Genomic DNA, 22,467 nt, shown 5'->3' on the forward strand with positions numbered 1-22,467 from the left:
CTGCACTACTTGCGGTGGGTATTGTTCGACGTCGGTTCGGGGCTGCATTTTCAGTACCAGGGCATCTTCGACACCGACTTCGACAAGTACACCGAGGATGCGGTGGCGCTGTTCAGCGCGACCGGGATCACCACGGTGTTCACCAACCTCGAGGGATTCCCGGAGGACTGGAAAGAGAATCCAGACGCCTTCGTGAAGTTCGTCCGTGAGCACCAGTGCTCTAGTTTCCTGGAGTATGGGGAGTACCCCTACGTCACCGCCGACGAGATCAAGAAGGCCCTGCGGCTCAAAGCGGCGTTCTCCGACATGCTCGACCAGATGCAATGATCCGTACCGAAACATGCACCGATGCTTGAGTTGGACGATATTCAGCACATTCTGCTGACCCGCACGCCGGCAATGACCGGGCGCTACGAGTTCCTGTCGTTCGACGACCCGGCCGGCGGCCGGGCGTGGCTGTCCGAGCTGATCGACAGAGTCGACTCGGCGGCGACGGCGCAAGCCTCGATGGACAGCACGAAGCGGTGGATCACGCTGGCGTTCACGTGGAGCGGCCTGCGAGCAGTCGGATTGCCCGAGGAATCCCTGGCAACTTTCCCGGAGGCGTTTCGCCAGGGCATGGCGGCTCGGGCAGACATCTTGGGGGATACCGGGGCTAACCACCCTGACAACTGGGTCGGCGGTCTGGCAGGCGGTGACTTGCACGCAATCGCGATCCTGTTCGCGCGCGATGACGCCGAACATGCCCGGGCCACCGGAGAACACGACAAGCTTGTGGCCCGGTGCGATGGTGTGCGCAGTCTGTCGGTGTTGGATTTGAACGCGACGCCGCCGTTCAATTACGCACATGATCACTTCGGGTTCCGGGACAGGTTGTCGCAGCCGGTGATCGAGGGCTCGGGTGAAGAGCCGACGCCGGGGTCGGGCGCGCCCTTAAAGCCGGGCGAGTTCATCCTCGGCTATCCCGACGAGCACGGGTCGCCCGATCTGCCGCAGCCAGAAGTCCTGTGCCGCAATGGAAGCTACATGGCCTACCGCCGGTTGCAGGAGCACGTTGGACTGTTCCGCGACTATCTGCAGGAGCACGCCGACACGCCGGACGATCAGGAATTGCTCGCCGCGAAGTTCATGGGCCGCTGGCGCAGCGGTGCCCCGCTGGTGTTGGCACCGGATAAGGACGATCCCGAGCTGGGCGCGGACCCTATGCGCAACAACGACTTCAACTATAAGGAGATGGATCCGCACGGGTATGCTTGCCCGCTGGGATCGCACGCGCGACGCCTCAACCCGCGCGACACCGCGCACAACATGAACCGGCACAGGATAATTCGCCGCGGTGCTACCTACGGTCCTGCATTGCCCGAGGGCGCGCCCGACGACGGTGTGGATCGCGGCATCGCCGCGTTCATCATCTGCGCCAGCCTGGTCCGTCAGTTCGAGTTCGCCCAGAACGTGTGGATCAACGACCGCGCCTTCCACGAACTCGGCAACGAGCACGACCCCATCTGTGGAACGCAGGACGGGACACTGGACTTCAAAATCCCCAAGCGGCCGATCCGCAAAACCCTCAAAGGGTTGCCGGCGTTCACCACCCTGACGGGTGGGGCGTACTTCTTCCTGCCCGGCATCAACGCCATGCGATACCTCGCGGCGCTCGACCGATCACGTTAAGGATTCACCATGGGCGCACTTTCCGCGGCGCGGACCTACAACCAAAGCCACATCCCGCGTCCGCATACTGGCGGACGGCGCATCAGCATCTACTGGACCTGGAGCTACCCGTGGGAAGCCCAACGCGACCCCGCCGCGATGTACAACCGCTTTTCCACCATGACCGAAGTCCGCAACGCCCTGTGGCCGAGCTACGAGACACCGGAATACGACGAGGCGCACTTCCTCCAGGGCATCGCCGGCACCCTGGAACTTTTCCACCGCTCGGCGCTGGCTTTCCAGGACCTGGCCGGCGAAGCCACCGGCCACCCGGTCGCCGTCTTCCAGCGCATCGACCAGGCCGGCTACCGGCTCCCGATCGACGAGCGGATCCTCGCCGACACCGACACCCTCATGGTCTTCGGGCTGGACCACATCCTGTCGGAACAAGAAGCCGCACCGGAGGAGATCAGCGCCATCCGGGAATGGCTGCAACGAGAAGGCACGTGCCTGCTGCTGGCCCCGCATCACGACGTCGGCTTTACCGACGATTTCGCCCAGCGTCAGGTCGAATACCAGCACCACGGCGACCCGCTGGTGCCTCGCCAACAACGGTTCTCCCAGTACACCCGCTCCCTGATGACGGCCCTCGAGGTCCCGGTGCACAACACCTGGGGGCTGCGTCCCGCGGTTGTCGAGGGCACCAACCAGATCGCACCCCTGACCGCGGTCCGCGACCTGGACGCCGCCAGGCTGCTCGACAACGTCACCACGTTCAACTTCCACCCCCACCTGCCGCACTACGAACTCACCGCGCCGGAGGGCGACTCTCTGCGGGTGCTGGGTCGTCAACGGATCGATCCCACGAGGCCCCATCCCTTCACCGCGGCAGGCAACGCCGAATTCAACGCGCTGATCTGGATGCCGCCGTCGGGTTGGCGTGCCGGCGACATCGTCCTCGTCGACTCCACGAACTTCACCACGCTTTTCGGCGGCACCGACAGCCTCAAGAATTTTTGGCACAACCTTGCCACCATGAAGTGATGTTCCAGCGGTTTCGTAGTCGGTAACCAACCCGACCCCACCGGCACTGAGCCAAAACGCCGATCGCAACGTCACCGTAGGGTCGATGGCCAGGATTACGGAGCGCGAGGAAGGTGGGGGTCACAATGCCTGGTATAGCAGCGATGGCCATGGGCGCGGCTCCCGTCGTCGGCGGTGCGCTGCTGGGCGCTGCGGTGGGGCAACTCAGGGGTCCCGACTTGCGGGAGGGGATCAAACAAGACCTGGAGCTGCTCGAGCAGATGCCTGAAATGGAGGCGGCCCGACGGGAGGCGCTGCGGCGCAGCATCAACGACCGCATCGATGAATTGATCGTGGCGGAGGACAAGGCACGCCAGCTGCGCGCCACCGCCAGTTCCTATGAAGGAAGCTGGCGTGACATCGTCCTATTTGCCTGCACGGTGCTCTTCTCGATTGTCTGGTGGTCTGTCGACCACGACCGGGACAGCTGGCTGCCCGTGTTCATTACCACGATTGCGGCGTCGGTCGTGGCGGGCGGCTACGCAGTCCGGGGTTTGCGCCGAAGCGCGCGCAGGATGCGTCGTCGTGCCGATCGTGGTCAGCAGTCGTAAGCGGTGTCGGCTACGGTCGCACGCGCGGGGCAGCACAGGTTGATATCACTCAGCAGACTCGATAGTCGGGGTGCATCCGGCGATAGGCTCGCGCCGTGTTGATCGCGATTGAAGGGGTCGACGGCGCCGGCAAGCAGACGCTGACGCGCGGCCTGCATGAAGCTTTCCAAGCCGCCGGCCGGTCGGTGGCCACCCTGGCGTTCCCGCGATACGGGCAGTCGGTGGCCGCCGACGTGGCGGCCGAGGCGCTGCACGGCCAGCACGGTGACCTCGCATCATCGGTGTATGCGATGGCGATGCTGTTCGCGCTGGATCGGGCCGGCGCCGCGGCGCAGATCCGTGAGCTGTGCGGCGACCACGATGTGGTGATCCTGGATCGTTACGTGGCCTCCAACGCCGCCTACAGCGCCGCCCGCCTGCATCAGGACGCCGACGGCGAGGTGGTGGGCTGGGTGCACCAGATCGAGTACCACCGGTTGCAGCTTCCTGCACCGGATTGGCAAGTGCTGCTTGGGGTTTCGACTAAGCTGGCCAGCCAGCGCGCCCGCGATCGAGCCCGCCAGGATGCCAGCCGGTCACGTGATGCCTACGAACGCGATAACGAGCTGCAGCAACGCACCGGCGCGGTCTACGCCGGCCTGGCCGCCGCGGGCTGGGGCGGGCGCTGGCTGGTGGTCGATGCGGACGTCGACGCGGGCCAGCTGGCGGCCAGGTTGACGGCCTAGCGCCGCAAACTGTGGTATTCGGTCACGAAACGCGCGTGTGGCAGCTCCGTTTTATTGCGATCTGGTGACACCATGGACGGCATGAGGCAAAGAATTCTCGTGGTCGACGACGACGCTTCGCTGGCCGAGATGCTGACCATCGTGCTGCGGGGCGAAGGTTTCGACACCGCGGTCATCGGAGACGGCACCCAGGCGCTCACCGCAGTGCGCGAGCTGCGTCCCGACCTGGTGCTGCTGGATTTGATGTTGCCCGGGATGAACGGCATCGACGTGTGCCGGGTGCTGCGCGCCGATTCCGGTGTTCCGATCGTGATGCTCACGGCCAAGACCGACACCGTCGACGTGGTGCTGGGCTTGGAGTCGGGCGCCGACGACTACATCATGAAGCCGTTCAAACCCAAGGAGCTGGTCGCTCGGGTGCGAGCACGGCTGCGGCGCAACGAAGACGAGCCCGCCGAGATGCTGTCGATCGCCGACGTGGACATCGATGTGCCGGCGCACAAGGTCACTCGCAACGGCGAGCAGATCTCGCTGACCCCACTGGAGTTCGACCTGCTGGTGGCGTTGGCGCGTAAACCCCGTCAGGTGTTTACTCGTGATGTGCTGCTCGAACAGGTGTGGGGATACCGTCACCCAGCGGACACCCGCTTGGTGAACGTGCACGTCCAGCGTCTGCGGGCCAAGGTCGAAAAAGACCCGGAGAACCCGACCGTTGTGCTGACCGTTCGAGGAGTGGGTTACAAGGCCGGACCTCCGTGACCCGCGCCGGCGACGATGCAGAGCGAAGCGATGCTGAGGAGCGGTGCAGTGACCCAGCCCAGCGTCGCGATGCTGAGGAGCGGCGCCGGTGATCTTTGCCTCGAGGCCACGCATACGCGGTCGTTCGGGTCGTTCTGGCCCGGTGGTGCGGGGCATGGGCGCGTTGAGTCGAGCCCTCGGCGCGGCTTGGCGCCGCTCGCTGCAACTTCGAGTGCTCGCCCTCACGCTCGGAATGTCCCTCGCGGTGATCCTGGTGCTCGGCTTCGTGCTGACCAGTCAGGTCACCAACCGCGTTCTCGACATCAAAGTCCGCGCGGCCACCGAGCAGATCGACCGGGCCCGCAACACCGTCAGCGGAATCGTCAGCGGGGAAGAGGCACGCTCGCTGGACAGCAGCCTGCAGCTCGCCCGCAACACGTTGACGTCGAAGACCGATCCGACTTCTGGCGCCGGTATGGCGGGTGCGTTCGACGCCGTGCTGGTGGTGCCCGGCTACGGCCCGCGACCCGCGGCGGCGGCCGGGCCCGTCGACCAATTACCCGCTTCGCTGCGCGATTTCGTCAAGGCCGGGCAGGTGGCCTACCAGTACGCGACGGTGCACACCGAAGGCTTCTCGGGTCCGGCGCTGGTGATCGGCAGCCCGACGTCGTCGCGGGTGACCAACCTGGAGCTCTACCTGATCTTCCCGCTGGGCAACGAGCAAAGCACGATCGCACTGGTCCGCGGCACCATGGCCACTGGCGGACTGGTGTTGATGGTGCTGCTGGCCGGCATCGCATGGTTGGTCACCCGGCAGGTGGTGGTGCCGGTGCGTGCCGCGGCGCGTACTGCCGAACGGTTCGCCGAGGGGCACCTGTCCGAGCGGATGCCGATCCGCGGCGAGGACGACATGGCACGGCTGGCGGTGTCGTTCAACGACATGGCCGAAAGCCTGTCGCGGCAGATCGCCCAACTCGAGGAGTTCGGAAACCTGCAGCGCCGGTTCACCTCTGATGTCAGCCACGAGCTGCGCACACCGCTGACCACCGTGCGGATGGCCGCCGATCTGATCTACGACCACAGCGACGACCTCGACCCGGCGCTGCAACGGTCCACCGAGCTGATGGTCAACGAGCTGGACCGGTTCGAGTCGCTGCTCAGCGACCTGCTGGAAATCTCGCGGCACGACGCCGGCGTTGCCGAGCTGTCGGTGGAGGCCGTCGACCTGCGTTCGACCGTCAACAGCGCGCTGGGGAATGTGGGTCACCTGGCCGAAGACGCCGCGGTTCAGCTGATTGTCGACATGCCGCCCGAAGAGGTGATCGCCGAGGTCGACCCTCGCCGCGTCGAGCGGATCCTGCGCAACCTGATCGCCAACGCCATCGACCACGCCGAGCACAAGCCGGTGCGGATTCGGATGGCCGCCGACGAAGATACCGTCGCCGTCACCGTCCGCGACTACGGCGTCGGGCTGCGGCCGGGCGAGGAAAAACTGGTGTTCAGCCGGTTCTGGCGGTCGGACCCGTCGCGGGTACGGCGATCCGGCGGGACCGGGCTGGGGTTGGCGATCAGCGTCGAAGACGCACGCCTGCACCAGGGGCGGCTAGAGGCATGGGGGGAGCCCGGTCAAGGCGCCTGCTTCCGGCTGACGCTGCCGCTGGTGCGCGGCCACAAGGTCACCACCAGCCCGCTGCCGATGAAACCGATTGCCCCAGAACGCAACGAGCGCCAGCCGCGACAGCGGGAGCACGCCGAAAGGGGTGCGTGATGCGCTGGCCTGATCGCCCGGCTCCTCCTCGGGCCGTTCCGGCCCGCATCGTCGCCGGGCTGAAGTTGACCGGGCTGCTGTTCGCCCTGGCCGTCGTGCTCGCTGGCTGCGCCGGAGTGCCGAGCGCCTCGGCGCCCCAAGCCATCGGCACCGTCGAGCGGCCGGCGCCGTCGAATCTGCCAAAGCCGACGCCGGGCATGGACCCCGACAGGCTGTTGCGCGAATTCCTCAAAGCCACAGCCGATCCGGCTAACCGGCACCTCGCGGCACGCCAGTTCCTCACCCAGTCGGCGTCGAACGCCTGGGACGACGCGGGCAGCGCCTTGCTGATCGACCACGTCGTCTTCACCGAAACCCACAGCGCCGAAAGGGTTTCGGTGACCATGCGGGCGGACAAACTTGGCTCGCTGTCGGATATGGGTGTGTTCGAGACCGCCGAGGGCGTGCTGCCGGATCCCGGTCCCATCGAACTGGTCAAGACGCCGGGCGGCTGGCGTATCGACCGGCTGCCCAACGGGGTTTTCTTGGACTGGCAGCAATTTCAGGCCACCTATAAACGCAACACACTGTATTTCGCGGACCCGACTGGTAAGACGGTCGTTCCGGATCCACGCTATGTCGCGGTGGCCGACCGTGATCAGCTGGCCACCGAACTGATTTCCAAGCTGATCGCCGGTCCGCGTCCGGAGATGGCCAAAAGTGTGCGCAACATGCTCGGGCCGCCGCTGCGGCTCCGCGGGCCGGTGACTCGGGCCGACGGCGGAAAGAGCGGCGTCGGACGCGGTTACGCCGGCGCCAGGATCGATTTGGAGTTGCTGACGGTCGCCGACCCGCACAGTAAGCAATTGCTTGCCGCGCAGATCATCTGGACGCTGGCGCGCGCAGACATCAAAGGCCCGTACGTGATCAACGCCGACGGCGCCGCGCTCGACGAAAGGTTCGCCGCGGGGTGGAACCCCTCTGATGTCGCCGCCACCGATCCAGGTGTCGCCGAGGGGGCGGCGGCCGGAGTGCACGCGCTGGTGGGCGGGCGGCTGGTGTCGCTGAACGGGCAGGCCGCCGACCCGGTGCCGGGCGCGTTCGGCCGGACGGCGGACCAGACCGCGGCCACGCTGTCGCGCAGCGGGCATCAGGTCGCTTCGGTGGTGACACTGCGGCCGGGCGCGCCGGACATGGCGTCATCGCTGTGGATCGGCGATCTCGGCGGCGAGGCGGTGGAAGCCGCTGACGGGCATACCTTGTCGCGACCAAGCTGGTCGTTGGACGACGCGGTGTGGGTGGTCGCCGACGGCAACACCGTGTTGCGCGCCATCGCCGGGACGGCCTCGGGTCAGCCCGCGCGTCTCCCGGTGGACTCGGCCGCGGTGTCCAGTCGCTTCCCGGGTGTGATCTCCGAGCTGCAGCTGTCCCGGGACGGTACGCGGGCGGCGATGGTCATCGAGGGCCAGGTGATCCTGGCCAGCGTCGAGCAGACCCAGGCCGGCCAATTCGCGTTGACCTACCCGCGGCGGCTCGGGTTCGGGCTGGGCTCCTCGGTGGTGTCGTTGTCGTGGCGTGCCGACGACGACATCGCGGTGAGCCGCAACGACGCCGAGCATCCGGTGTCGTACGTCAACATCGATGGGGTCAACTCCGATGCCCCCAGCGGCAATCTGCAGCAGCCGGTGGGTGCGATCGCGGCCAATCCGTCGATTGTGTACGTCGCCGATCCGCGCGGGGTGATGCAGCTGTCGATCTCGGGCGCCGAAGGGCCGCAGGGCTGGCTGGATGTGCCGCCGTTCATGGTGGGCGGGGCGATACCGGTGCTGCCCGGCTGAGTTGTCACCCGTCGTCGGCACACTTGCGCTGTGCTCGATCTCGTGCTTCCGCTGGAGTGTGGCGGCTGCGGGGCGCCGTCGACCCGCTGGTGTGAGGCCTGCGGCCGCGAGCTGGACATGGGTCCCGACGCCCCGCGGGTGATCACCCCGCGCATCGACCCCGGCGTTCCGGTGTTCGCGCTCGGCCGCTACGCCGGTGCGCGCCGGCAGGTGATCGTCGCGATGAAAGACCGCGGCCGCGGCGACCTGACCGCGCCGCTGGCCCACGTGTTGGCGCTCGGCGTGCACCGATTGCTCGACTGGGGTCTGTTGGACGTCCCGCTGGCGATCGTGCCGGCGCCGACCCGCGGCTGGGCGGCGCGCCGCCGCGGTGGCGATCCCGTCACCCGCATCGCGACGCTGGCAACCGCTGTCCACCCGCACATCACCGTGGTCCGGGCGCTGCGGATGAAGGCGCTGGCCCGCGATTCGGCGGGCCTGGGCAGTGCCGCCCGCGAGCGCAATATCGCCGGACGGGTGCTGCTGACGAGCCGACGGGTGCCGGTCGATAGCGAAGTCCTGCTTGTCGACGACATCGTCACTACCGGCGCGACCGCCCGCGAGTCGGTCCGCGTCCTGCACACCGTGGGAGTGCGGGTGTCCGCTGTGCTGGCGCTAGCAGCCGCGTAGTCGTTCGTGAAGAACTCGCAACAGGTAGGTCAAAACACTGGAACTTCTACCTGAACACGGTCTACCGTCGGGATCAAGCACCATGAAACGCCTCGAGGTGGCGCAGCTCAGGTAAACGAGGCGCCACGACACCGAAGACGGGTAGGGGGTGAGTTCTCGACACCTTGCACCGGCGGGCGGCCATTGAAAGATCACCACCCCGTCGGCGCGTGTACCTGGAAGCCGGGCACGCCTGGTGCGTGCAACGCGAGAGAAACGAGTTGTCAAGTATGTCAAGGCAAACCGTGGAATCTGTTCAGCTTGTCGCCGAACTACCGGTAGCAGCTGAGGAGCCGGACGAACCGACATCGCACGCCGAAATCGTGGTCAAGGGCCGCAACGTCGAGATACCCGACCACTTCCGCATCTACGTCTCGCAAAAACTCGCCCGCTTGGAGCGGTTCGACCGAACCATCTACCTGTTCGACGTCGAGCTCGACCACGAGCGCAACCGCCGCCAACGCAAGTCCTGTCAGCATGTCGAGATCACCGCTCGCGGCCGTGGGCCGGTGGTCCGCGGCGAAGCGTGCGCGAACAGCTTCTACGCCGCATTCGAATCCGCGGTCGCCAGGCTGGAAAGCCGGCTGCGTCGCGTCAAGGATCGCCGCAAAGTGCATTACGGCGACAAGACCCCGGTCTCATTGGCCGCCGCGACCGCCGTCCTGCCACCTGAGCCGGCACTCGACCCCGAGGTCCCGCCTGAGCACGATGGCACCAACGGCCACCATGAGCCGGGTCGGGTGGTGCGCATCAAGGAACACCCGGCCAAGCCGATGTCGGTGGAGGACGCGCTGTACGAGATGGAGCTGGTCGGCCACGACTTTTTCCTGTTCTACGACAAGCAGACCGAATGCCCCTCGGTGGTCTACCGTCGGCACGCCTACGACTATGGGCTGATCCGGTTGGCCTGAAGGGTCGTTCGAGCGGCGACCCGGCTGCCCCGGCTCCGCCGCGCTTGCGATCGCCGCTGCGGCGGGTCTCGCCGGCTCGTCACCTAGGATGGAGGACGCCCGAGACTCCGATCCGTAGGGGACAAAGCTGTGTTGGATAAGTTGCTGCGCGTTGGTGAAGGTCGCATGGTCAAGCGCCTCAAGCGCGTGGCCGACTATGTCAACAGCTTGTCCGACGACATCGAGAAACTGACCGACGCCGAACTGCGGGCCAAGACCGCCGAGTTCAAGAAGCGGCACGCCGACGGGGAAAGCCTCGACGACCTGCTGCCCGAGGCGTTCGCGGTGGCCCGGGAAGCGGCCTGGCGGGTATTGGACCAGCGCCCCTTCGACGTGCAGGTGATGGGCGCTGCTGCGCTGCACTTCGGCAACGTCGCCGAGATGAAGACCGGTGAGGGCAAGACCCTGACCTCGGTGTTGCCGGCCTACCTCAACGGCGTCGGCGGCAAGGGCGTGCACATCGTCACCGTCAACGACTACCTGGCCAAACGCGACAGCGAGTGGATGGGCCGGGTGCACCGCTTCCTCGGTCTGGACGTCGGCGTGATCCTCGCGCAGATGATGCCCGACGAGCGGCGCGTCGCGTACGCCGCCGACATCACCTACGGCACCAACAACGAATTCGGCTTCGACTACCTGCGCGACAACATGGCGCACTCGCTCGAGGAATGCGTTCAGCGCGGGCACAACTTTGCGATCGTCGACGAGGTGGACTCGATTCTGATCGACGAGGCCCGCACGCCGCTGATCATCTCCGGGCCCGCCGACGGCGCGTCGAACTGGTACACCGAGTTCGCCCGGTTGGCGCCGCTGATGGAGAAAGACGTCCACTACGAGGTGGACCTGCGCAAACGCACCGTGGGTGTGCACGAGCTCGGCGTGGAGTTCGTCGAGGACCAGCTCGGCATCGACAACCTCTACGAGGCCGCCAACTCGCCGCTGGTCAGCTACCTCAACAACTCGCTGAAGGCCAAGGAGCTGTTCAACCGCGACAAGGACTACATCGTCCGCGACGGCGAGGTGCTCATCGTCGACGAGTTCACCGGCCGGGTGCTGATCGGGCGGCGCTACAACGAGGGCATGCATCAGGCCATCGAGGCTAAGGAGCACGTCGAGATCAAGGCCGAGAACCAGACGCTGGCCACCATCACGCTGCAGAACTACTTCCGGCTCTACGACAAGCTCGCCGGCATGACCGGAACCGCGCAAACCGAGGCCGCCGAGCTGCACGAGATCTACAAGCTCGGCGTGGTGAGCATTCCGACGAACAAGCCCATGGTCCGCGCCGACCAGTCCGACCTCATCTACAAGACCGAGGAAGCCAAGTACATCGCGGTCGTCGACGATGTCACCGAGCGCTACGAGAAGGGTCAGCCGGTGCTGATCGGTACCACCAGCGTGGAGCGCTCGGAGTACCTGTCGCGTCAATTCCAGAAACGACGCGTCCCGCACAACGTGCTCAACGCCAAATACCACGAGCAGGAGGCAGGCATCGTCGCCCAGGCCGGCCGGCGCGGCGCCATCACGGTGGCCACCAACATGGCCGGTCGCGGTACCGACATCGTTTTGGGCGGCAACGTCGACTTTCTCACCGACCTCCGGCTGCGCGAGCGAGGCCTCGACCCGGTGGAGACGCCGGACGAGTACGAGGAGGCCTGGCACGAGGAGCTGCCGGTGGTCAAGGCCGAGGCGGCCGAGGAAGCCAAGGAAGTGATCGAGGCCGGCGGGCTGTATGTGCTTGGCACCGAGCGCCACGAGTCGCGTCGCATCGACAACCAGCTGCGCGGCCGCTCCGGCCGTCAGGGCGACCCCGGTGAGTCACGCTTCTATCTGTCGCTGGGCGATGAGTTGATGCGCCGCTTCAACGGCGCCGCGCTGGAAACGCTGCTGACCCGGCTCAATCTGCCCGACGACGTGCCGATCGAGGCCAAGATGGTGACCCGGGCGATCAAGAGCGCACAGACCCAGGTCGAGCAGCAGAACTTCGAGGTCCGCAAGAACGTCCTCAAATACGACGAGGTGATGAACCAGCAGCGCAAGGTCATCTACGAGGAGCGTCGCCGGATCCTCGAAGGCGAGAACCTGCAGCAGCAGGCTCGCGACATGCTGGTCGACGTGATCACCGCCTACGTCGACGGCGCAACCGTCGAGGGTTACGCCGAGGACTGGGATCTGGAACAGCTGTGGGACGCGCTGAAGACGCTGTACCCGGTCAACATCGATCACAAAGACCTGATCGACTCGGAGGCCATCGGTGAGCCCGGTGAGCTTACCCGCGAGGAACTGCTCGACGCCTTGGTCGAAGACGCCGAGCGCGCCTACGCGGCGCGGGAGGCCGAGCTCGAGGAACTCGCCGGCGAGGGCGCGATGCGGCAGCTGGAGCGCAACGTGCTGCTCAACGTCATCGACCGCAAGTGGCGTGAGCATCTCTACGAGATGGACTACCTCAAAGAGGGCATCGGCCTGCGCGCGATGGCCCAGCGCGATCCGCTGGTCGAGTACCAGCGCGAGGGTTTCGACATGTTCAGCGGCATGCTCGAGGGACTGAAGGAGGAGTCGGTCGGCTTCTTGTTCAACGTCACCGTCGAGGCGGTCCCCGCTCCGCAGGTCGGACCCGTCGAGGAACCGGAGGACCTGGCGGAGTTCGCCACCGCCGCGGCGGCCAGCGCACAGCAGCGGACTGCTGCCGAGTCCGGCGGAGCGCGCGAAACAGCAACTGCATTGCGCGCCAAGGGGATTGAGACCGAGGCGCCGCAACTGACGTATTCCGGTCCCGCCGAGGACGGTTCGGCGCAGGTGCAGGGCAACGGAGGCGGGCAGCCGGCGGCGGCCGGGGCCGGCGGTAGTCGCCGCGAGCGGCGTGAAGCCGCGCGCCGGCAAGGCCGGCACGGCAAGCCGAAATCAGCCCGACGACGATAGCGGGCATAGCCGCGCCCTGCGGTCAGCCGATGTGCAGCGCGACCACCTGCCATCGTCCGCCCGCGACTCGTTCGATGCGACAGGCGATGGCGTGGACGCGGCTCCCGCGGCTGTAGCTCCCGAATACCTCGGCCGCCGCGAAACGGTCCGGTGCGCCCACCGCCTGCAGCCGCACCCGGCGCAGCACCGCCGCTGCGTCGTGGCCGGCCGCCAACCGATTAGCGCACAACACCGAGTCGACGAGGCCCGCGGCCAGCAGCCCGTGTAACTGCGCGACGGGGCGGCGACGGTCGATGACTTCCAGTACCCGGCGCAGCGCCGCGTCGGCGAAGCACGCCGCTTGCCGCAACGGCGCCGACATGGCCGACGACGCGCCGGCCACGGCGTGTCGGCCCGAATGCCGTTGCTGCACATGCGTATTACGCCGCCGCAGCACGGTGGGTGAAGGCGGCCGACAGTGCCGGACGTCACGCGCCGGCGGTTCATAGTCGACGACGGGCACGACCGCGAAGGCGTCGCGGTCGGATGGGCTGGGACTTGTCAACAATGCTCTCTCCCAATGCTTACGACGGGGCCGAAAAGGTAAGCCTGCTGGAGAGTGGCAGACGACTGTGACGATCATCGCACAATCGTCGCGGGCGCGTACCCGCGCTGCGGCACGCCCGCGTGGACGGTTACCGTGAGCGGCAGACCGATCGGTCGACGAATTCATAAGGGATTATCAGGGGAGAGGCGACGTGGCGAGGTTGTCCACTTCGGACGCGTCGTTCTATCAGCTGGAGAACACCGCCACCCCGCTGTACGTGGGCTCGTTGTCGATCCTGCGTGCGCCGCGTGCCGGACTGAGCTACGAAACGTTGTTGGCTACCGTGGAGAAGCGGCTGCCACAGGTGCCGCGGTACCGGCAGAAGGTCCGCGAGGTAACCCTCGGGCTGGCCAGACCGGTGTGGATCGACGACCGTGATTTTGACATCACCTACCATGTCCGACGCTCGGCGCTGCCGTCGCCGGGCAGCGACGAGCAGTTGCACGAGCTGATCGGCCGGCTGGCTGCACGACCGCTGGACAAGTCCCGACCGCTGTGGGAGATGTACTTGGTCGAGGGCTTGGCCAATAATCGCCTCGCCCTCTACACCAAGTCGCATCAGGCGCTGATCAACGGGATGGGTGCGGTCGAGATCGGTCACGTCATCGCCGACCGGAACCGCCGCCCGCCGCCGTTCCCCGAGGACATCTGGGTACCGGGCCGCGAACCCGGCTCCACGCGGTTGTTGTTGGGCGCCATCGGTGACTGGGCGACTCGCCCGCGGGCGCAGCTGAGGGCCGTCCGGACCGGGATGACCGGCCTGGTGACCAATTCCGGCCAGGTGGTTGACGTCGGTCGACGGCTGTACGACGTCGCCCGCACACTCGCGCGCGGCACCGCGCCCAGCAGCCCGCTCAATACCAGGGTGTCCCGCAACCGGCGGTTCACCGTCGCCCGCGGACGTCTCGACGACTACCGGGTCATTCGCGCGCGGTACAACTGCGACGTCAACGATGTGGTGCTGGCGGTGATCACCGGCGCGCTGCGCAACTGGCTATTGTCCCGCGGCGAGTCGGCGGCGCCAACCGCAATGGTGCGGGCGATGGCGCCCTTGCCGGTCTACGTGGATGAGACTTTCAACTCGTCGAGCCGCGGGCGGGCGATCAGCCAGGTCGCTCCCTTTCTGGTCGACCTGCCGGTAGGGGAGGGCAACGCGGTTGTACGGCTGTCGCAGATCGCGCACGCCACCGAATCCAACCCGACCGCGGCCAGCCTGGTCGATGCCCGAACGATCGTCACGCTGTCGGGTTTCGCGCCGCCGACATTGCACGCCATGGGGATTCGGGTCGCCACCGGCTTGTCGGCGCGCTTGTTCAATCTGCTGATCACCAATGCGCCCGGCGCGCAGTCGCAGATGTACATCGCCGGCGCGAAGTTGCTGGAAAGCTACGCCGTACCACCGCTGCTCAACAACCAGGTGTTGGCCATCGGCGTGACCTCCTACAACGGCATGCTGTATTTCGGCATCAACGCTGACCGGGACGCGATGAGCGATGTCGACGTGCTACCGGTGCTGCTGGCCGAATCGCTCGATGAATTATTGGAAGCCGCACAGTAGAGCGGCAATTCGCCGGTGAAAAATGAGCTTGCGGACCTAACATTCGATGGTGTGAGCAACGGATCAGCCAACGACACGTCGGCGCAAACCAAGCAACGGAAGAAACAAAAACCGCAGCCGCCGCCGCTGAAGCTTCCTAACGAGGTTTACCAAGCCGAATTGTTCAGGCTGCAAACGGAATTCGTCAGACTCCAAGAGTGGGTGCGGTTTTCCGGTGCCCGCCTCGTGGTGATCTTCGAAGGCCGTGACGGGGCGGGCAAGGGCGGCACGATCAAAAGGATTACCGAATACCTCAACCCGCGCGTCGCACGGATCGCCGCGTTGCCCGCGCCCGCCGATCGCGAGCGCGGGCAGTGGTACTACCAGCGCTATATCGCACATCTGCCTGCCAAAGGGGAGATCGTGTTGTTCGATCGTTCGTGGTACAACCGCGCCGGCGTCGAGAAAGTCATGGGATACTGCACACCGCAGGAGTATGTGCTGTTCCTGCGGCAGACACCGGTCTTCGAGCAGATGCTGATCGACGACGGAATTCTGCTACGGAAGTACTGGTTTTCGGTATCCGAAGACGAGCAGCTGCGCCGGTTCAAAGCAAGGCGGAATGATCCTGTGCGGCAATGGAAACTCAGCCCGATGGACCTGGAATCGCTGTATCGGTGGGAGGACTATTCCCGCGCCAAAGACGAGATGATGGTGCACACCGATACGCCGAGCAGCCCATGGTATGTCGTGGAATCAGAAGTCAAGAAACACTCTCGGCTGAACATGATGGCACATCTGTTGTCCACCATCGACTATCACGACGTGAAGAAACCGAAGGTCAAATTGCCTGCCAGTCCGGTGGTCAGCGAGAACTATCACCGGCCACCGCGCGAGCTGTCGACGTACGTGGACGACCATGTGGCGACGTTGATGGTCCCCGCCGAGTGATGTGGTGACCGTTTCCTGATGCAGATCTACATCCCGGCCACCCTGGCCATGCTGCAACAACTCGTCGCCGATGATTCGCTGTGGCCGGTCAACGGCACCGCGTTCGCGGTGACGCCCCGACTGCGGGAGGCGTACGCGGAGGGCGACGACGACGAGCTGGGTGAAGTCGCGCTGCACGAGGCGGCGCTGGCCTCATTGCGGCTGCTGGCCGCCGCCGACGGCGCAGAGCAGTCGGGTGCGACGTTGCCGCCGCGGCGGGCCGTGCTGCTCGCCGACGTCGGCGAGGTGACGATGCGCCCGGATCTCGATGACGCCGTCGTGCGGATCGGGGCACCGGTGGCGATCGATGACGTCGTTGCCGTGTTTGTCGACAATGCCACCGCCGAGGCGGATGTCAGGGCGGCGATCGCCGTCATTGACGAGGCCGACCTCGGTGACGAGGACGCCGAGCTGACGGTCGGCGACGCGCAGGACCACGACCTGGCCTGGTACGCCACCCAGGAGCTGCCGTTTCTGCTCGAGCTGCTCTGAGCTGGCTACGGTACCGTAAGTTACGGTACCGTAGGTTGGGAAGGCAGGAGTTTTCCCAATGGACAGGAAAATCGCGCGGGTCACGGCCAACGTCGTCGACACCATGCCCATTACCGTGGCGGGCGTGGACACACACCCCGGCTTCTATGCGCTGCGCAAACTTGCCCAGCGCATCACCACGCCGCTGCTGCCCGACGACTACACCCGGCTGGCCAATCCGTTGTGGTCGGCGCGCGAGTTGCGCGGTCGCATCCTGGAGGTTCGACGGGAGACCCAGGATTCCGCGACGCTGGTCATCAAGCCGGGCTGGGGTTTCAGCTTCGACTATCAGCCGGGGCAGTACATGGGGATCGGCCTGCTGATCGACGGCCGCTGGCGTTGGCGCTCGTATTCGCTGACATCGGCTCCGCTGAAGGGGGCGCGCACGGTGACCATCACCGTCAAGGCGATGCCCGAGGGCTTCCTGTCGACCCACCTGGTCGGCGGCGTCAAGCCGGGGACGATCGTGCGGCTGGCCGCGCCGCAGGGCAATTTCGTGCTGCCCGATCCGGCGCCAGCGGCCGTGTTGTTCGTCACCGCCGGCTCGGGCATCACCCCGGTGATGTCGATGCTGCGTACGTTGGTGCGCCGCGATCAGATCACCGACGTGATCCATCTGCATTCGGCGCCCACCGCGGCGGACGTGATGTTCGGCGAGGAGCTCGACCAGCTGGCCCGCGACCATGCGGGATACCGGCTGCAGCTACGCACGACACGCAGCCAGGGGCGGCTGGATCTCACGCGGCTCGACGACGAGGTGCCGGACTGGCGCAACCGGCAGACCTGGGCGTGTGGACCCGAGGCCATGCTCAACGCCGCCGAGCGCGCCTGGTCGGCCGCCGGTGTGGGCCAGCGCTTGCACCTCGAGCGCTTTGCGGTGTCGCGCGCGGCGCCGGCCGGGGCCGGTGGCACGGTAACGTTTTCAAAGAGCGGCAAAAGCACCGACGCGGATGCGGCGACCTCGCTGATGGATGCCGGTGAGCGGACGGGTGTACAGATGCCGTTCGGCTGCCGGATGGGTATCTGCCAGTCCTGTGTGGTCGGCCTGGTGGAAGGCCACGTCCGGGACCTGCGAACCGGCGTAGTCCATGAACCCGGGACACGCGTGCAGACCTGCATTTCGGCAGCGTCGGGCGATTGCACACTCGACGTTTAGATGTTACTCACTGGTAACCTACGCTTTCGTAGGTTACGATAGCGTAGGTCATGCAACTGCAGTCTGCAGGAAGGCAAACAACACGATGGCGATCACCGACCTTGATGTCTTCGCACATCTGACGGACGCCGACATCGAAAACCTCGGCGCTGAGCTGGATGCCATTCGCCAGGACATCGAAGACTCTCGCGGCGAGCGGGACGCCCGCTACATCCGCCGCACCATCTTTGCGCAGCGCGCACTGGAGATCGCCGGCCGAGTGCTGCTGGCGGCCAGTTCGCGGCGATCGGCCTGGTGGGCGGGCACCGCGACCCTAGCCGTGGCCAAGATCGTCGAGAACATGGAGATCGGCCACAACGTCATGCACGGCCAGTGGGACTGGATGAACGACCCCGAGATTCACTCCTCGTCGTGGGAGTGGGACATGACCGGGTCGTCCAAGCACTGGCGCTACACCCACAACTTCGTGCACCACAAATACACCAACATTCTCGGTATGGACGACGACGTCGGCTACGGGCTGCTGCGCGTGACCCGCGATCATCCGTGGAAGCGCTTCAACCTGCTGAACCTGCTGTTCAACACCCTGCTTGCGCTCGGCTTCGAATGGGGCGTCGGCCTACAGCACGTGGAGATCGGCAGGATCGTCAAGAAGCGGATGGACAACGACGAAGCCCGCGAGCGCACAGAAGAGTTCCTGGCCAAGGCCGGTCGCCAGGTGGTCAAGGACTACGTGGCTTTCCCGGCGCTGACCGCGCTGTCACCCGGCGCGACGTACAAGTCGACGCTGAAGGCCAACGCGGTGGCCAATGTGATCCGCAACCTGTGGGCCAACGCGGTGATCTTCTGCGGGCATTTCCCCGACGGCGCCGAGAAATTCACCAAGACCGACATGGTTGGTGAGTCGAAGGGGCAGTGGTATCTGCGGCAGATGCTGGGCAGTGCCAACTTCAACGCCGGCCCGGCGATGCGGTTCATGAGCGGCAACCTGTGCCACCAGATCGAACACCACCTGTTTCCGGATCTGCCGAGCAACCGGTATGCCGAGATAGCAGTGCGGGTGCGTGAGCTCTGCGACAAGTACGACTTGCCTTACACCACAGGCTCTTTCCTGGTGCAGTACGGCAAGACGTGGCGGACCATCGCCAAGCTGTCGCTACCGGACAGGTATCTGCGCGACACCGCCGACAACGCACCGGAGACCCGCAGCGAGTCAATGTTCGCCGCGCTGGAGCCGGGTTTCGCGGGCACCGATCCGGCGACCGGACGCCGCCGCGGCCTGAAGACCGCGATCGCCACGGTGCGGGCTTGGCGCCGCGACAAGCGGGCCAAACGAGCCGGCGAGAAGGCGCAACCGACGAGGCGCGACGACCTGGCCGCCTAGCTGCGTCAAACTCCCGGCGGACTTTTGCAAGGGCGGAAATGGTGGCGTCCGTCGTACGCCACCGGCGCGATGCAGTGGATACGGTACGGCTAGCGCCCGACCGCAGTACGCTCATGCGGTGGCGGACACGTCATACGCCAAGTGCGGCGATCTGAGCCTGGCGTATCAGGTGTTCGGCGACGGGCCGGTCGAGCTCGTCTTCGTCGGGGCATTCATCAGCCACGTCGAGCTGTTTTGGGGCATGCCCGAGTTCAAGGCCTTTTTCGACCAGCTCGCGACGTTCTGTCGGATCCTGTTGTTCGACAAGGCTGGGGTCGGGCTGTCGGACCCCGTCCCGAAAGTTCGTTTGCTTGAAGAGCGAGCGGCCGAGATCGAGGCCGTTATGGACGCTGTCGGCTTCGAAAAGCCCGTCCTGTTCGGTTTGAGCGAGGGCGGCCCACAGTCCATCGTGTTTGCGGCAAGACGACCGGAGCGAACGCGGGCGCTGATCACCTACGGCTCGTCGCCGGGGGGCGCGGGCCTGACCGGCGCCAGCTGGGACGACATGGATCGCGACCCGGCCGAGGTGCGTACGCGCATCCTTGCTGAGCTGGGTGAGGACTACACGCCGTCGACGAAGCAGCTCGTACAATTGCAGGAATTCGGCCGCGCTGTCCGCTCGGCGTGGGGCAGCGGCGCAACAGTTAAGTGGATGTCGCCGTCGAACCGCTCGGTGCGCCAGATCGCGACGTTCGAGCGCATGTGCGCCAGCCCGGGGATGGTGCGAGCGGCATTGGAAGCGAACTTCCGGATCGACGTTCGGCCGATCCTGCCGACGATCACCGCGCCCACCCTTGTCATCCACGCCCGCGAGGACCTCATGCCGGTGCAGTGGAGCCGCTACCTCGCCGACCAAGTCCCCGGCGCGCGGTACCTCGAGGTCGACGGGGCCTACCACACGCCCTGGTTTACCGAGCCCGACAAAATCCTTACCGAAATCGAGGAGTTCCTCACCGGAAGCCACGCGGCACCGGCACAGTCACGTCGCGCCCTGCGCACCGTGCTGTTCACCGATATCGTCGCCTCGACCGAACACGCTGCGGCGACGGGCGACGAGCGGTGGCGCGCGGTGCTGCAGCGCTTTGGTGAGGTCACAACCGAACTCACCGAACGCTTCGGCGGCACGGTGGTCAAGAGCACCGGCGACGGGTATCTCGCCACGTTCGACGGGCCGACACAGGCGATCCGCTGCGCGGAGGCGTTGCGCGCTGAGGCTCAGACACTGGGCATCCAGATCCGCGCCGGCATCCACACCGGGGAGTGCGAATTGATGGACGGCGACATCGGGGGGCTCGCGGTACATATCGCGGCGCGGATCATGGGTCGGCCGGGGCCGGTGAAATCCTCGTGTCACGCACCGTGCGCGACCTGGTCGTCGGCTCGGGTACGGGCTTCGAGGACCGCGGCACCGTCGAGCTGCGCGGTGTGCCCGGCACCTGGCAGCTGTTGGCGGTGGATCGCCACGGCGCGCGGGTGGGATCGCCCGAGGCAGCGCTGGCATCGATGCCAACCCCCGGCCGTCGGACCGCGATGCGCCGCTCGGACCGCGCCGTGGAGGTGATCGCCAGGCGGACACCGTGGATCCTGCGCGGGATGGGCCGCCTCGCCCCGGCCGCCGACCGCAGCTGAGCAGAGATGCTGCAACAGGGTTTACGCCCTCACACCGTGCGGAATAACGACCGCTGCAACGCAAAAGTGGGGTGCCAGACTGGCCTCCGGCTGCGGCCATCGGACGATCGGACAACCGAAACCAACCGTCTCAGGCTGCTTCGGCGATGGCAACCAGTCGCTGCAACGTGGCCAGCTGCAGCTCGGGGTCGCCTTCGAGTTTCGCCAGCAGCGTTGTGATGCCTGCCGCCCGGTAGCGGCTCACCCGGTCGGCGATGGCGTCGGGGGTGCCGAGCAGATTGGTGAGGCGGCCGAGGTCGAGCGGCACCGCGCTGCGCGCCTCGTCCTGTTTTCCGGCTTGCCACAGTCCGGCGACGGTTTCGACTTCGGCTCCGTAACCCAGTCGGGTGAACGCGTCGTTGTAGAAGTTCTTGCTGCCGGTGCCCATCGCGCCGATGGTGAACGCGTAGCCGTCGGCGTGGCGGCGTGCCGCGGCGTCGGCGGCGGCTTGGTCGTCGTGGAACTCGACGGCGACGGGGGCGACCAGGTCGAGCTGGTCGAGGGTTCGCCCGGCCTGCTGCGCTCCTTTCCGCAACGGGGCGAAGAACACCTCCGCGGCCTCGGGGATAAAGGCGTTGCCCAGCCAGCCGTCGGCCAGCTCGCCGGTCAGTCGCAGGTTTTGCGGGCCCATCGCCGCCACGTAGACCGGGACATGGTCGGGCTTGACCATGGGCCGCAGCGCGGCGCCGCGACTGTCCGGCAGCGGCAGCGGGTAGACCTCGCCGGCGTGCTCAAGCCGCTCGCCGCGGCTGACGATGCGGACGATCTCGATGGTCTCCCGCGTGGTCTGCACCGGTTTGCGGAACCGGACGCCGTGCCAGCCCTCCATGACCCGTGGCCCGGAGGTGCCGATCCCTAACAGGAAGCGGCCGCCCGAAAGCGCCTGCAGGCTCAGCGCCGACGTCGCCAGCATCGCTGGGCTCCGCGAACCCAACTGCACGACAAACGTTCCGAGGTTGATCGACGACGTCTTGGCGGCCAGGTAGGCCAGCCCGGTAAGGGCGTCGTAGCCCCAGACCTCGGGCACCCACAACGACGTGACACCGATGCGCTCGGCGGCCACGGCGAACTCCGCCGCGCCCGGCAACCGGGGTTCGATCAAGGCGCCGACCTTCATCCTGGCATGCTACAAGGACCGCCACCTCCACCGGCGGGCGCCGAGAAGGATGAGCCATGCGCTATCGCGACCAACCCACAGTCGAAGTGACACAGCGAGTTCGGTGCGATGTTCGCACGGCATGGGACCTGGTGACCGACATCGGCCTGCCCGCGCGGTGTTCCTCGGAGCTCGAGGCTGTCGAGTGGCTTGACGGAGCCAACGCGGTAGCAGTCGGTGCGCGGTTCCGCGGTCGCAACAAGCACGAGGCGTTCGGTGACTGGGCGACCGTCTGCGAGGTCGTCGAAGTCGAGGACGAATGCCGTTGGGTCTATAACGTCATCGGACCTGAGGGCGTCAGCGCGACATGGGCGTTCGAGGTCGAACCGGCCAGCGACGGGGTGTTGGTCCGCCAGTGGGGCCGGATGGGGCCGGGGCCGTCGGGGCTGACCCCGGCGATCGTCGCGCAACCGGAGAAGGAGGCCAGGATCGTCTCCCGGCGCATTGCCGAATGGGAGAAGAACATGGCGGCCAACCTCGAACAGGTTCGGTCGCAGGCCGAAGGCTAGCG

18 protein-coding genes and 2 pseudogenes are annotated in these 22,467 nt (G+C 66.4%); 18 read left to right on the top strand and 2 right to left on the bottom strand.

The window, feature by feature from the left end:
• From VKI00_RS09685 to secA, 11 genes and pseudogenes are all read left to right on the top strand, one after another.
• Positions 1 to 327 (top strand): annotated as a pseudogene (locus VKI00_RS09685) (hypothetical protein); the annotation flags it as partial.
• Between the two features lie 21 nt (positions 328 to 348).
• Positions 349 to 1,671 (top strand): peroxidase, encoded by a 1,323-nt coding sequence (locus tag VKI00_RS09690; protein ID WP_324437086.1) that lies wholly within the window; start codon positions 349 to 351, stop codon positions 1,669 to 1,671.
• Positions 1,672 to 1,680: 9 nt separating this feature from the next.
• Entirely contained in the window at positions 1,681 to 2,694 is a 1,014-nt protein-coding gene (locus VKI00_RS09695) for a hypothetical protein (RefSeq protein WP_324437088.1), read from the top strand.
• A gap of 143 nt (positions 2,695 to 2,837) precedes the next feature.
• Positions 2,838 to 3,284 carry a hypothetical protein gene (locus VKI00_RS09700; protein ID WP_324437089.1) on the top strand — a complete coding sequence of 149 codons (447 nt, stop codon included), beginning with the start codon at positions 2,838 to 2,840 and terminating at the stop codon, positions 3,282 to 3,284.
• A 95-nt stretch (positions 3,285 to 3,379) separates the two neighbouring features.
• Positions 3,380 to 4,009: a dTMP kinase gene (locus VKI00_RS09705; protein ID WP_324437091.1), complete on the top strand. Its 630-nt coding sequence runs from the start codon at positions 3,380 to 3,382 to the stop codon at positions 4,007 to 4,009.
• 72 nt (positions 4,010 to 4,081) lie between these two features.
• Complete coding sequence (gene mtrA / locus VKI00_RS09710; RefSeq protein WP_324437092.1) at positions 4,082 to 4,768, top strand: two-component system response regulator MtrA; 687 nt, start codon at positions 4,082 to 4,084, stop codon at positions 4,766 to 4,768.
• Positions 4,769 to 4,856: 88 nt separating this feature from the next.
• The gene (mtrB, locus tag VKI00_RS09715; RefSeq protein ID WP_324437094.1) at positions 4,857 to 6,515 is read left to right on the top strand and encodes an MtrAB system histidine kinase MtrB; all 1,659 of its coding nucleotides are present in this window, start codon (positions 4,857 to 4,859) and stop codon (positions 6,513 to 6,515) included.
• A 59-nt stretch (positions 6,516 to 6,574) separates the two neighbouring features.
• Positions 6,575 to 8,332, top strand: coding sequence for an MtrAB system accessory lipoprotein LpqB (gene lpqB / locus VKI00_RS09720; protein WP_324437123.1), 1,758 nt, complete (start codon positions 6,575 to 6,577; stop codon positions 8,330 to 8,332).
• Positions 8,333 to 8,362: 30 nt separating this feature from the next.
• A complete protein-coding gene (locus VKI00_RS09725; RefSeq protein ID WP_324437095.1) occupies positions 8,363 to 9,001 on the top strand; it encodes a ComF family protein in 639 nt (212 codons plus the stop codon).
• A 269-nt stretch (positions 9,002 to 9,270) separates the two neighbouring features.
• Positions 9,271 to 9,951 (top strand): ribosome hibernation-promoting factor, HPF/YfiA family, encoded by a 681-nt coding sequence (gene hpf / locus VKI00_RS09730; RefSeq protein WP_324437097.1) that lies wholly within the window; start codon positions 9,271 to 9,273, stop codon positions 9,949 to 9,951.
• A 129-nt stretch (positions 9,952 to 10,080) separates the two neighbouring features.
• On the top strand, positions 10,081 to 12,909 hold the full coding sequence (gene secA, locus VKI00_RS09735) for a preprotein translocase subunit SecA (RefSeq protein ID WP_324437098.1): 2,829 nt from the start codon (positions 10,081 to 10,083) through the stop codon (positions 12,907 to 12,909).
• Positions 12,910 to 12,931: 22 nt separating this feature from the next.
• On the opposite strand, the gene VKI00_RS09740 is transcribed toward secA, so the two are convergent.
• Positions 12,932 to 13,456 (bottom strand): Rv3235 family protein, encoded by a 525-nt coding sequence (locus VKI00_RS09740; RefSeq protein WP_324437100.1) that lies wholly within the window; start codon positions 13,454 to 13,456, stop codon positions 12,932 to 12,934.
• A gap of 190 nt (positions 13,457 to 13,646) precedes the next feature.
• Here VKI00_RS09740 and VKI00_RS09745 point away from each other — a divergent pair, with 190 nt between their 5' ends.
• The 6 genes and pseudogenes from VKI00_RS09745 (at position 13,647) to VKI00_RS09770 (ending at position 20,761) form a co-directional block, all read left to right on the top strand.
• Positions 13,647 to 15,053: a wax ester/triacylglycerol synthase family O-acyltransferase gene (locus VKI00_RS09745; RefSeq protein ID WP_324437102.1), complete on the top strand. Its 1,407-nt coding sequence runs from the start codon at positions 13,647 to 13,649 to the stop codon at positions 15,051 to 15,053.
• A 126-nt stretch (positions 15,054 to 15,179) separates the two neighbouring features.
• Positions 15,180 to 15,983, top strand: a complete 804-nt coding sequence (gene ppk2 / locus VKI00_RS09750) for a polyphosphate kinase 2 (protein ID WP_324437126.1) — start codon at positions 15,180 to 15,182, stop codon at positions 15,981 to 15,983.
• Between the two features lie 15 nt (positions 15,984 to 15,998).
• Positions 15,999 to 16,514, top strand: coding sequence for a DUF6912 family protein (locus tag VKI00_RS09755; protein ID WP_324437128.1), 516 nt, complete (start codon positions 15,999 to 16,001; stop codon positions 16,512 to 16,514).
• Positions 16,515 to 16,572: 58 nt separating this feature from the next.
• Positions 16,573 to 17,709, top strand: coding sequence for a ferredoxin reductase (locus tag VKI00_RS09760; RefSeq protein WP_324437103.1), 1,137 nt, complete (start codon positions 16,573 to 16,575; stop codon positions 17,707 to 17,709).
• An 85-nt stretch (positions 17,710 to 17,794) separates the two neighbouring features.
• Positions 17,795 to 19,093 carry a fatty acid desaturase gene (locus VKI00_RS09765; protein ID WP_324437104.1) on the top strand — a complete coding sequence of 433 codons (1,299 nt, stop codon included), beginning with the start codon at positions 17,795 to 17,797 and terminating at the stop codon, positions 19,091 to 19,093.
• A gap of 118 nt (positions 19,094 to 19,211) precedes the next feature.
• Positions 19,212 to 20,761: pseudogene (locus tag VKI00_RS09770) on the top strand (adenylate/guanylate cyclase domain-containing protein).
• Positions 20,762 to 20,891: 130 nt separating this feature from the next.
• Here the strand turns inward: VKI00_RS09770 and VKI00_RS09775 are convergent.
• On the bottom strand, positions 20,892 to 21,917 hold the full coding sequence (locus VKI00_RS09775) for an LLM class flavin-dependent oxidoreductase (RefSeq protein ID WP_324437106.1): 1,026 nt from the start codon (positions 21,915 to 21,917) through the stop codon (positions 20,892 to 20,894).
• Between the two features lie 56 nt (positions 21,918 to 21,973).
• On the opposite strand from VKI00_RS09775, the gene VKI00_RS09780 reads away from it, so the two are divergent.
• Positions 21,974 to 22,465 carry an SRPBCC family protein gene (locus VKI00_RS09780; RefSeq protein WP_324437107.1) on the top strand — a complete coding sequence of 164 codons (492 nt, stop codon included), beginning with the start codon at positions 21,974 to 21,976 and terminating at the stop codon, positions 22,463 to 22,465.
• Positions 22,466 to 22,467 lie beyond the last annotated feature (2 nt).

It is taken from the genome of Mycobacterium sp., assembly GCF_035314665.1.
Classification (GTDB): Bacteria; Actinomycetota; Actinomycetes; order Mycobacteriales; family Mycobacteriaceae; genus Mycobacterium.

Excerpts from the sequence above, each read along its gene's own strand:
- VKI00_RS09700 (WP_324437089.1), top strand. The coding sequence starts at position 2,838 with ATGGCCATGGGCGCGGCTCCCGTCGTCGGCGGTGCGCTGCTGGGCGCT.
- VKI00_RS09695 (WP_324437088.1), top strand. The coding sequence starts at position 1,681 with ATGGGCGCACTTTCCGCGGCGCGGACCTACAACCAAAGCCACATCCCG.
- mtrA (WP_324437092.1), top strand. The coding sequence starts at position 4,082 with ATGGACGGCATGAGGCAAAGAATTCTCGTGGTCGACGACGACGCTTCG.
- VKI00_RS09775 (WP_324437106.1), bottom strand. The coding sequence starts at position 21,917 with ATGAAGGTCGGCGCCTTGATCGAACCCCGGTTGCCGGGCGCGGCGGAG.
- VKI00_RS09780 (WP_324437107.1), top strand. The coding sequence starts at position 21,974 with ATGCGCTATCGCGACCAACCCACAGTCGAAGTGACACAGCGAGTTCGG.
- VKI00_RS09760 (WP_324437103.1), top strand. The coding sequence starts at position 16,573 with ATGGACAGGAAAATCGCGCGGGTCACGGCCAACGTCGTCGACACCATG.
- VKI00_RS09690 (WP_324437086.1), top strand. The coding sequence starts at position 349 with ATGCTTGAGTTGGACGATATTCAGCACATTCTGCTGACCCGCACGCCG.
- VKI00_RS09765 (WP_324437104.1), top strand. The coding sequence starts at position 17,795 with ATGGCGATCACCGACCTTGATGTCTTCGCACATCTGACGGACGCCGAC.
- hpf (WP_324437097.1), top strand. The coding sequence starts at position 9,271 with ATGTCAAGGCAAACCGTGGAATCTGTTCAGCTTGTCGCCGAACTACCG.